Genomic DNA, 11,433 nt, shown 5'->3' with positions numbered 1-11,433 from the left:
CCGCATAAAAAAAATCCCAGGTTTCCCTGGGATTTTTGTTTTATATGATGAATACCGCTATGCGTCTATATTGGCATAAACTGCATTTTTCTCGATAAATTCCCGCCTTGGTGGTACTTCATCCCCCATCAACATAGAAAATATTCGATCCGTCTCCGTAGCGTTTTCGATAGTTACTTGGCGTAAGGTCCTGAACTCTGGATTCATTGTAGTATCCCACAACTGCTCGGCATTCATTTCTCCAAGACCTTTGTACCGTTGAATACCCGCCCCACCTTTCATGGACTCCACGATTTCATCGCGTTCCTCATCGTTCCAAGCGTATCGCTTTTTACTTCCCTTTTTAACAAGGTAAAGTGGCGGAGTGGCAATGTAAACATGCCCATTCTCGATCAATTCCCGCATATAGCGGAAGAAAAAGGTCAGGATCAAGGTTTCAATATGGCTACCATCCACATCGGCATCACACATGATCACCACCTTATGGTATCGAAGTTTTTCCAGGTTGAGGGCCTTGCTATCCTCCTCGGTACCTATGGTTACTCCAAGTGCCGTATAGATATTCTTGATTTCCTCATTTTCAAAAACCTTGTGCTGCATGGCTTTCTCTACGTTCAAAATCTTACCACGAAGCGGCAAAATAGCTTGGAAATTTCTATCCCTACCTTGCTTGGCCGTTCCCCCTGCGGAATCTCCCTCCACTAGGAACACCTCACACTTGGTTGGATCTTGCTCGGAGCAATCCGACAATTTTCCAGGGAGTCCCCCAACACTCATTGGGTTCTTTCGCTGCACCATTTCCCGGGCCTTTGCGGCAGCATGACGTGCCTGGGCCGCCAATTTTACTTTTTCAACAATCTGTTTGGCATCATCCGGGTGTTCTTCCAAATAATCCGTCAGCATTTCAGAAACTGCCTGACTTACGGCGCTGGTTACTTCCCGGTTACCCAATTTGGTCTTGGTCTGACCCTCGAATTGGGGTTCTGCCACCTTTACGGAAACAATGGCCGTTAAGCCCTCCCGGAAATCATCCCCGGAGATTTCAAACTTTAACTTATCCAAAAGGCCGGAATTATCGGCATATTTCTTCAGGGTTGTGGTCAGGCCTCTCCTAAATCCGGACAAATGGGTACCTCCCTCGTGCGTATTGATATTGTTTACATAGGAATGGAGGTTTTCCGAAAATCCAGTGTTATAGATCATGGCCACTTCCACGGGAATTCCGTTTTTCTCACCTTCCATGGAAATCACACTTTGGATCAAAGGTTCCCTGGTCTCGTCCAAAAACTTGATAAATTCCTTCAGTCCTTCTTCTGAATAGAAGGTTTCGGAAATGTACTCCCCTTTCTCGTCCTTATTTCGCTTATCTGTAAGGCTTATGGTCACCCCTTTGTTCAAATAAGCCAGTTCCCTCATCCTATTGGCCAAGGTATCGTAGCTATATTCCGTTGTTTGGGTGAATATGGTATCGTCAGGAACAAAGGTTACCGTGGTTCCTGTTTCTTTTGTGGTACCAGTGCTTTTTACAGGATATAGGGTCTTTCCTCTTTCGTATTCCTGTTCCCAAATCTTTCCTTCCCGGTGCACCACTGCTTTTAGATGGCTGGATAGGGCATTGACACAGGAAACCCCAACACCATGCAAACCACCGGACACCTTATAGGAATCCTTATCGAATTTACCCCCGGCACCGATCTTGGTCATAACCACCTCCAGGGCGGAAACACCTTCTTTTTTGTGGAGGCCTACAGGAATACCTCTACCGTTATCTTTTGTAGTAATGGAATTATCTTCATTGATAATGACCTCAATGGTATCACAGTGACCTCCCATGGCCTCATCAATGGAATTATCCACCACTTCATATACCAAATGATGCAATCCCCTGGTCCCAACATCGCCAATATACATTGAGGGACGCATGCGCACGTGCTCCATGCCCTCAAGGGCCTGGATACTATCCGCGGAATATTGATTTTTTTTAGCTTCTTCGCTCATACATCTTCTTTATTTGCCTTGAAAATTTCAAATCTTACAAATATAACGAATACCCTATGTAAATAGGTGTTTCAGGTCTGTTAGACCCCTTAAGTTATCAACAAATAATTGTGGAAAATTCAAGCTCAAAAAACCATTTTTTGGCGGAATCGGGAAAACTCAAAAAATCCTTGCCAAAAAAGGGTAAAATCAGAAGTTTTTTCACTGGAATTCCATCAGAAAAATCGCTCAAAACCCTTATTCTCATTGCGTTTAGGTCAAATTTAAATTTCATATATTTAATAAGAGCCTGAAAATGATGGATTTAAATATCTACAATTGCCTTATAATAGCAGGAATCATTCAAGGGTTTATCTTTTCTTTTTTGGTTTTTAACACGAAGAAATTTAGATCCATTAGCACCCGTTTATTGGGTTTTTTGGTATTGGCCTATTCCTTGGGGAATCTCCAATATATTTTGCCCGATGTGGGGCTCATGACCTTAAAAAGCATGTACTGCTACGTATATTTGCCTTCCGCGGCCCTAATTCCGGTGTTGCTCTACATGTATGTGCACCACTTTTTAACGCCTATGTCTAAAATCACGGCCGTTGAAAAGCGCTTGCTGGCCCCCTTTTCCCTCTTTCTATTGCTTACTTTACTTTTTCGCATCTATTTTGTTCTGAATGGAAGTGAAAATGCCGTATTTGACGTATTTAGCAGGCTTGTAATGGGCATTGAGATTTTCTCGGTACTTTTTGCCATTGTTTTGCTTTCCGCGGCTATAATCAAAGTATTTTCCTTTGGAAATCATCATGTCGGCTTCAATCCCAAGGTAATACGCACCAGTCTAAATTGGTTAAAGTACACCTTAATCGTAATTTTTCTTGGAACCCTGTTATGGGCCTATCTGACCTATAGAAACATTTTTGTTCCGGGAAGCAATGTATCCTATTATTCCCTCTGGATTGTTATTGCGGCGACCATTTACTGGTTGGGCCATGTGGGAATCTACAAATTTGGGATTATCGAACAACGTAAACGTATTCGGGCCTATACCGTAAAAAACAATAAAATTGCCAATCAAGGTGAAGCCAAAAACGAGCACGTTCAGGCATTTCAAAAATTGGTTGTGGAAGAAAAAGCCTTTTTAGACCCCAATTTGACCCTTGAAACGGTTGCCCATCATTTAGACCTTAGCTCCAGCCATTTATCCAAGGTCATAAAAAACGAACTACACACCAACTATACCGATTATGTCAATGACCTAAGAATCACTGAGGCCAAAAACTACCTTAAAAATCCGGACTTTTCGGAGTACACCATAACGGCCATTGGCCTGGAGGCCGGATTCAACTCCAAATCGGCTTTTTACCATGTATTTAAAAAAGCTACCGGAAAAACTCCCTTGAGATATAAAAAAGAGATTGGGGTGACACCTGACGAGGCCTATTCCCATTCCTAATCCAAAGTACCTGTACATTTTTCCGTAAAAGGAAGGAGTCCAGAATCTTGATCTTGCCAAATATCTGGAATCTGGACCGGGTTCCTATGGATATATTAAAGACAATTCCCCCCATTACATTGTTACATACCAAACCTCAACAAGATAATGGGAACACTCACCAACTTCCAAAAATGGACGGTCGCCCAAGTGGTATTCGTTCTTTGTTTGTACAGCGGGTACAGCCAGATGAACCATGAACAGGACCCATTTAATCAAAGGCTGGGATTAAATTATGGGCAGGGAACGCAACAGTCCTTCCCCTTTTCCTCGGATTCCTATACCTACGATGTAAGTTTTATCAAAATCAACTACAACCTCAACCTCACCAAGGTCAATAAAATGCGTATCGGGCTCAATATAGAGCCTGGTATATACTTTAGCACCCAAGGCGAGTTTCCCAAAATAGAAGCCTCTAGCAAGGAAGTGAAAGCCGTGAGCAAAACATCGGAAACTTCTACTGCTGAGCCAGCCGTTATGCTGCAGCGTGATATGAACGAGTACGTACTCAATCTAGGGCTTCAAATGAGCTATACTCTTCAAAAAAACTTGGATTGGTATGTTTTGGGAAGTGTTGGCCCCATGATTATCGATACGGAGACCTATCGCCAAAAAAAGGGGTTTGCTTTTTCAGATATACTAGCCACAGGCTTTTTGTACAGGATCAATAGTGTAATGGTCGATTTACGATATGGGGTGCGCCATGTGTCAAATGCTGGGTTTGGGCGTCCCAACGCAGGCTATAACAGCACCAATCTTGAAATGGGATTTTCCATTCCCTTACGAAGATCACCTAAAAAATTCAGTTCCTGATTTCCATCAGTAAGTGTTGTTCTCACCATCAAAAAGCCCCTTTTTCAAGGGGCTTTTCTGACTAATTGAAAATGAAACAAAACAGCATCTTCCTACTACATAAACTATAATGGGTCGGCTATTTTACGTATGCATCTTCGTGAACATTGGCGACCGCCCTTCCGGATGGATCGTTCATGTTCTTGAAGGCTTCGTCCCACTCTAGGGCAATCTTGGTGCTACAGGCCACCGATGGTTCCTGCGGAACACTTAGGGCTGCTGCATCCGAAGGGAAATGCCCTTCAAAGATGGAACGATAATAATATTCCTCCTTGGTTGTCGGAGTCTGGATCGGGAATTTAAAGTGGGCATTGGCCAACTGCTTGTCCGTTACCTCTTCCTCTACCAGAGCTTTTAGGGTGTCAATCCAACTATACCCCACTCCGTCGGAGAATTGTTCTTTTTGTCTCCAGGCCACGCTTTCAGGCAAATAGGATTCGAAAGCTTTTCGAATCACCCATTTTTCCATGCGTTCGCCGTTGATCATTTTGTCTTTTGGGTTGATACGCATAGCGACATCCATGAACTCTTTGTCCAAAAATGGAACCCGGCCTTCAATGCCCCAAGCCGCCAAGGACTTGTTCGCCCTAAGACAATCGTACATGTGTAACTTATCCAGTTTTCTCACTGTCTCTTCGTGAAAATCCTTTGGACTTGGGGCCTTGTGGAAGTATAGGTAGCCACCGAATAGTTCATCTGCTCCTTCACCTGACAGCACCATTTTTATTCCCATGGATTTAATGACCCTTGCCATAAGGTACATGGGTGTGCTGGCTCTGATGGTAGTAATATCGTATGTTTCAAGGTTATAGATTACATCCTTGATGGCATCCAAACCTTCTTGGATGGTAAATTTTATCTCGTGATGGATTGTTCCTATATGGTCCGCTACTTTTTGGGCCGCTGCCAAATCTGGAGAACCTTCCAAGCCCACGGAAAAAGAGTGCAATTGTGGCCACCAAGCTTCCTTGGTATCGCCAGACTCAATCCTCATTTGGGAGTATGTTTTGGCCACTGCAGAGGTCACAGAGGAATCCAAACCACCGGAAAGCAGCACTCCATATGGCACATCGGACATCAATTGTCTGTGTACCGCTGCCTCGAGCGCTTCCCTGAGCTCCTGAATACTGGTCTCGTTTTCCTTAACGGCGTCGTACTCCATCCAATCTCTTTGGTACCATCTCCTGAACTCGCCATCGGAGCTGTGCAAATAATGTCCTGGAGGAAACAACTCTATTTTAGAGCAAGTTCCTTCCAAAGCCTTAAGTTCCGAAGCAACATAAAAGGTCCCGTGCTTATCCCAACCAATATATAAAGGGATAATGCCCATATGGTCACGGGCAATAAAATACTCGTCCTGCTCACTATCATAAAGGGCAAAACCGAAAATTCCATTGAGGTCATCCACAAAATCCACTCCTTTTTCTTTATAAAGGGCAAGGATCACCTCGCAGTCCGATTGGGTCTGGAATTGATATTTTCCATCAAATTGGGCCCTAAGTTCCCTGTGGTTGTATATTTCACCATTGGCTGCCAATACCAGTTTTCCATCCTCGCTGAACAAGGGTTGTTTTCCTGATACCGGGTCAACGATCGCCAATCGCTCATGGGCCAAAATGGCCTTATCATCCGAATAAATTCCACTCCAGTCCGGACCTCTGTGCCTTACTTTTTTGGACATTTCCAATAATTGTGGCCTTAGGGCCTCCGTACTCTCCTTCACGTCAAACGCGCATACTATTCCGCACATAATTCAATCTGTTTGTAACATTTTCGAAACAAATATCCGTCAGTAATATCAAATACCAAACATTAATAGTGAATATGACTACAAATTGTAATTACAATATCTATTTTCAGAAACAAGTGTTATCATATGTTTGGATAAACCACAAATCCCGATCACTTTGTAAGTCTTGTTAAATTTTAACGTCTTTTTATAAAATCACCATTCAATAACACCCTAGTTTTGGGAACAACTAAAATCATTATCATGAAAAGAATTTTTTCACTTGCCATTTTAATCTTGTCCTTAGTATTTTCTACGGAAAGCACGGCCCAAAAATTTAGCGGTCTGGACAAAAGTCCTGCTGATATTGCATCCTACCCTTCGAGTTATAGGGTATCCGATAAGTCGGTAAGGGTTATTTATAGCCGACCTCAATTGAAAGGAAGAAGTTTAGCTGATCTTGCACCTGCAGGAAAGGTTTGGAGAACTGGAGCCAATGAAGCTGCTGAAATCACTTTTTATAAAGATGCCACCGTAGGTGGAAAGGCTGTAAAAGCAGGAACCTACTCCATGTTCACAATTCCTGGGGACGGTGAGTGGACTGTCATATTAAACGGTAACCTGAATCAATGGGGGGCTTACTCCTATGATAGTGCTGCAGATGTGGCCAGAGTAGAAGCAAAAGCAAGTTCCGATAGCGAGTCCTTAGAAGCCTTTTCCATGGCTTTCGACGACAACGGAAACTTGGTTATGGGTTGGGGAACCACTAGGGTTTCTTTGGCCATTAGCATATAAGACACAGAATATCAAGTATAAAAGCCCCGATGGTCGGGGCTTTTTTTATTTTACTTTTTTTCCTCCCAAAAAGACATGCTCAGCCTTTAGATTTGGAATCTTGTCGGCTGTAAGGGTCATGATATCATCACTCAATACTACAAAATCGGCAAATTTTCCAGGTTCCAAGCTTCCCTTTTCAGCTTCCTCAAAATTGGAATAAGCAGCCCAAATCGTCATTCCTTTCAGGGTTTCCTCCCGGCTAAGGGCATCCTTCATTTGAAAACCGCCTTTGGGAAATTTATCCAAATCCTGACGTGCCACCGATGCATAGAACGTAAGGAATGGATTTACCTGTTCCACCGGGAAATCTGTACCCAGAGCGACCAGTCCAGCTTTGTCCAATAATTTTTTAAACGCATAGGCACCTTGGACCCTTTCTGGGCCCAATCTGTCCTCTGCCCAGTACATGTCGCTAGTGGCATGGGTGGGCTGTACTGAGGGGATTATTCCTTCGGAAAAATGGTCAAAATCCTCCTCGGTGATGACTTGGGCATGCTCCACCTTCCAGCGCCTGTCCTTTTTTCCTTCCAGTGCTTTTTTGTAGGCCCTTAAAACCACGATGTTTGCGGAATCGCCAATGGCATGGGTATTCATTTGGTAATCTGAAGCCGAAATCCGTTCGGCCAAAGATTCAATTTGATCCACTGGAGTTACCATGGCACCAAAGTGCCCTTCATGGTCCGAATAAGGTTCGCGCAAGGCCGCTCCCCGAGATCCCAATGCGCCATCACCATACACTTTTACCGATCGTACGTTGAGCATTTCAGTCTTTACAATTCCTTTGGCCAGATAATGATCCAGGTTTTTTTGGGTGTTGCTGATCATGGCATATATCCGCATGGACAAGTCTCCTGCTTGCTGCAAGCTATCGATAAGTTCAATGGTAGATCGGTCGATTCCGGCATCGTTCACTGTGGTCAGTCCATAATCAAAACAAAGGCGCTCGGCATCTTTTAAGGCTTGGATCTGTGCCATTCTGTTGGGTTGCGGGATAACTGCATCAACCAATTCCATAGGGTTATCGACCAAAATTCCCGTAGGTATTCCTTGTGCTTTGACTACTTCCCCACCATCGATTATGGTTGTTCCATCAATGCCAGCTAAATCCAGCGCCTTTTGGTTCACCAAATAGGCATGACCATCAACGCGTTCCAACGCAACAGGGGTATTGGGGAAGAGTTCGTCCAATCTTTCCTTGGTTGGAAATTCCTTTACCTCCCAATCGTTTTGATCCCAGCCCCTTCCCTGAATAAAATTGGAAGCCCGTGCTTTTTGAAAAGCCACTACCCGTTCCAAAACTTCCTCGAAACTTCTGGTCCCCACCAAATCCACAACCTGTTGGGTCAATCCCAAACGATAAAAGTGACAGTGGGCGTCTATAAGACCAGGAACTATGGTTTTTCCCTGGGCATCCCATTGCTCCTTTGCATTAAATTTTTCAAGGAGTGAATTGGCATTCCCCACTGCAACAATCTTCCCCTCGGAAATCGCCATTTCATTGGCTGTGGAGAAATCCCCGTCTACGGTATAAATATTGGCATTATGGACAATTAAATCCACTTCTTCCTTTGGATTACAGGCTATCAAAAATAGAAGTACGAAAAAACAGTAAACGAAATTTTTCATGTTTTGAAGGTTTCCTTCAAAAATAGAAAATGTAAGGGGAACGTCGGAGGTACTTTAAAAACCGACAATACCCACTTGTACCAAGATGCATTTCCTTGATAATCAATTAATTATAGAAATATTTGCAGATTTAAGACGTCTAGTCAATAACTAGTTTTTTGTTTCCGTCATCACAAATTCCACCCTACGATCTTCGAGGGGGTTTTGTTTGAGTTTCCCGTTGCCTAAGGGTCTTGTATCGCCAACACCTTCCCAGACAATACGACTATCGTCTATCCCAAGTTTTGTAAGATAGAGTGCCACGGCCCTGGCCCTAAGCGAGGAAATAAACTTGGTGTAGCCAGGTTGACCTATGTCATCCGAATGCCCGGTAATCTTCATCTGCACTTCGGCATTTTCCTTTAGGTATTTGAATATCTTTTTGACACTGGCAATGGCCTCGGCATCCAGTTCATATCCCTTAGGCTCAAAAGGGTTGCGCTCAAGCACATAGATCTTATCTTTTTCATAGTTTACCCTTGGCAACTCTTCAAGCGCTACGTTATCAAGGTAATAATAGGAGAAGTCGCTGGACAAAACGGGACCGTCTTGTTCCAAAAGCGCTGTATTTGTGTTGTCATCAAAGTTGCCCACAATAATGTGGTTCTCAAACCCCCTGGCTTCAAACTCTGCAGTCATGGTAATCCAGTCGTCCGTGTTTGCCAAAGAGGTGCTCGGTTTTAGTTTTACCTTATGAAACTCAAGGTCTTCTTGAAAATCCATTCGCGAACTCGTCAAGGCAGAGCTATTGGGGAGCTTTACCTTTTTGTTGACCAATAAGATGGAAATATTCCTCAAGGCCAAACTGGAGGCTTCGGCCAAACTCAATTGCAGACTTATCTTGTATGGGTGTTTTTCCCTTAGTGTTTTGGTGGTGTTCAGTTGAACATATTCGCGGTAGTCGTTCAATGCATAAAAGTATAGCCCCACGTAACCAGAACCGTCAATGGCCTTTTGCATTCCCTTGAAATTGGTAGGCACACCAAAATCTGCGGAACCACAGGTGTTAAAATAGTCCCCGGAACTTGAGGACGGCAGGGAAACATCTTCCAAAACGGCATCAAATCCGGTGATGTTGACTGGACAAGTTTTGTAGTTTTCAAAACTGGGGTTCATAACCAGGTTTTGTCCGTAGACCGCACTACCGAGCAATAAACCAAAAAGAGGGACAAAAAAAATACGGGTAACCTTATAAAACATAACTATCGTTGTTTTAGGTTCCCGTGCTGTTAGTATAAACGTGGGTTTTAAGCCTGTATTGCCTTTACAGGTATTTTAAATTGAGCTAATTTCCTCATTCCTATGATACTAACTTTCCAAATAAAGCGTTACAATAGTCCAAATCTTACTATGATGCGCATAGTGACCTGTATGCTTGTGTTAACTTTGCTGCCCTGTTTTGGTCTTGGGCAAAACAAGATTATGGGCAAAATTGTCGATGAGCTCGGCTTTCCTGTTTATCGAGCGGCCGTGGAACTTCAGACCACGGACAACATTACCTATACAGATTTGGATGGTTCGTTTGAACTAAGTAGTACCAAGAACTTTCATTGGAAGATCAACATTAGCTCCAAGGGGTATAAATCGGAATCCTTTTTTGTACTGGATGGTGGAAACACCGGGGCCATTGTTTTGGAATTTGATATGGACCTAAAAGACATGCTTGAAGATGATGGACAAGCTTCAAGCCCTCCTGACTAAATCTATTCGTCCACGAATTCCGTCATCACAAATTCCACACGCCGGTTTTTTCGTCTGGCCTTGTCGGTAAGCGCACTATCAATGGGAAGCTTATTCCCATATCCTTCTGAAGATATCCTTCGGGAATCCAAGCCCAAATTCATCAAAAATCGAGCAACCGTTCGGGCGCGTTGTTTGGATAGTACATCGTTGTATTCTTCCGAACCTTGGTCGTCCGTATGCCCACTAATGGAAACTTTTAGGCTTGGGTTTTTCCTGAGGTAATCGAAAACATCCTTTAGGCTTTGTTTGGCCTTGGGTTCCAATTCAAAACGGTCAAAGTCGAAATTTACGTGGTTGAGCACATAACTTTGGTTTGGCTGGTAATCCGGTCCAAGATAAACGAGCGATACATCGTCCAAATAATAGTACGAGTACCCTTCTCCCGGGGTGGTCTTTTTTCCAAAATCGAGATAGTGTGTTCCTCCATTGCTTTTGAAGTTCCCTAATATCAAGTGACTTTCGAAGCCCTTTGCCACAATATCCAAGCTCACCTGCATCCATTCCGTTTTGTCGTCATAAAATCCGGTTGCCGAAAACTGTTTGGCATGTGTTGTTCTGGTTTGATTAGAGGCTAAAACCGCATTGGAGAGTTGTCTTTTGGTATGAATTGACAGGGGTTTTTGTGCAAAAACGGCCCCAATGTCCATTACTGCGCCATCCGATTTTTCGGAAAGACTTAAAGTGAGGCTCAATCGATATCGATGTCCTTTCTTCAGCGTTTCGGTCAAAGCCACCTGAATATATTCCCTGTAGTCCTTGGGCGCAAAAAGATAAAGGCCCGCATAGGCGATACCTTCATAGGCTTCCTGCTTTCCCTTAAAATTCATGGGGATTCCCAGCTTGGTCTTGCTGCATTCGTTAAAATAATCCGTGGTGCCCAGGGTTGGAGCGCTCCAGTACTCGGCATCACCGTTGAGATTGCTCATTTTAACAGGGCAATCCACAAAATCCTCGAATCCACCATTATGGACTAGATTTTGGGCCACCGCCGTCGAAAAAAACAGGGGAATTGTGAGGTTGGTCAATATGTAGCTGAATCGCAATCGCATGATTTCCAATCCATATGGGGTTTCCAATCCATTCATAATAAATGGGTTGGCGGTCATGTACTAACGATTTTCCTAAC

The 11,433-nt window shown here is 43.6% G+C and carries 9 protein-coding genes; 4 read left to right on the top strand and 5 right to left on the bottom strand.

Annotated features, from left to right (window positions below):
* Nucleotides 1-57 precede the first annotated feature (57 nt).
* Nucleotides 58-1,998, bottom strand: a complete 1,941-nt coding sequence (gene gyrB / locus M3P07_RS01395) for a DNA topoisomerase (ATP-hydrolyzing) subunit B (protein ID WP_249968106.1) — start codon at nt 1,996-1,998, stop codon at nt 58-60.
* A gap of 295 nt (nt 1,999-2,293) precedes the next feature.
* Between gyrB and M3P07_RS01390 the strand changes: the two genes are divergently transcribed.
* Together M3P07_RS01390 and M3P07_RS01385 are read left to right on the top strand one after the other, a co-directional pair.
* Nucleotides 2,294-3,442: a helix-turn-helix domain-containing protein gene (locus M3P07_RS01390; RefSeq protein ID WP_249968105.1), complete on the top strand. Its 1,149-nt coding sequence runs from the start codon at nt 2,294-2,296 to the stop codon at nt 3,440-3,442.
* Nucleotides 3,443-3,589: 147 nt separating this feature from the next.
* Nucleotides 3,590-4,294: an acyloxyacyl hydrolase gene (locus M3P07_RS01385; RefSeq protein ID WP_249968104.1), complete on the top strand. Its 705-nt coding sequence runs from the start codon at nt 3,590-3,592 to the stop codon at nt 4,292-4,294.
* Between the two features lie 118 nt (nt 4,295-4,412).
* Here the strand turns inward: M3P07_RS01385 and asnB are convergent, their stop codons facing one another.
* On the bottom strand, nt 4,413-6,083 hold the full coding sequence (asnB, locus tag M3P07_RS01380) for an asparagine synthase B (RefSeq protein WP_249968103.1): 1,671 nt from the start codon (nt 6,081-6,083) through the stop codon (nt 4,413-4,415).
* Between the two features lie 243 nt (nt 6,084-6,326).
* On the opposite strand from asnB, the gene M3P07_RS01375 reads away from it, so the two are divergent.
* A complete protein-coding gene (locus M3P07_RS01375) occupies nt 6,327-6,857 on the top strand; it encodes a DUF2911 domain-containing protein (RefSeq protein WP_249968102.1) in 531 nt (176 codons plus the stop codon).
* 45 nt (nt 6,858-6,902) lie between these two features.
* Here M3P07_RS01375 and M3P07_RS01370 read toward each other — a convergent pair whose 3' ends face one another.
* The gene (locus M3P07_RS01370; RefSeq protein ID WP_249968101.1) at nt 6,903-8,525 is read right to left on the bottom strand and encodes an amidohydrolase; all 1,623 of its coding nucleotides are present in this window, start codon (nt 8,523-8,525) and stop codon (nt 6,903-6,905) included.
* Nucleotides 8,526-8,675: 150 nt separating this feature from the next.
* Entirely contained in the window at nt 8,676-9,764 is a 1,089-nt protein-coding gene (locus M3P07_RS01365; protein ID WP_249968100.1) for an OmpA family protein, read from the bottom strand.
* A 222-nt stretch (nt 9,765-9,986) separates the two neighbouring features.
* Between M3P07_RS01365 and M3P07_RS01360 the strand changes: the two genes are divergently transcribed.
* Nucleotides 9,987-10,265 (top strand): carboxypeptidase-like regulatory domain-containing protein, encoded by a 279-nt coding sequence (locus tag M3P07_RS01360; protein WP_249968099.1) that lies wholly within the window; start codon nt 9,987-9,989, stop codon nt 10,263-10,265.
* Nucleotides 10,266-10,267: 2 nt separating this feature from the next.
* Here the strand turns inward: M3P07_RS01360 and M3P07_RS01355 are convergent, their stop codons facing one another.
* Nucleotides 10,268-11,413, bottom strand: a complete 1,146-nt coding sequence (locus M3P07_RS01355) for an OmpA family protein (protein ID WP_249968098.1) — start codon at nt 11,411-11,413, stop codon at nt 10,268-10,270.
* Nucleotides 11,414-11,433: the final 20 nt, after the last annotated feature.

It is taken from the genome of Flagellimonas myxillae (assembly GCF_023502235.1).
Taxonomy (GTDB): Bacteria; Bacteroidota; Bacteroidia; order Flavobacteriales; family Flavobacteriaceae; genus Flagellimonas; species Flagellimonas myxillae.
Note: the sequence above shows the minus strand (reverse complement) of the source record. Positions and strands in the feature narration are given on the sequence as shown.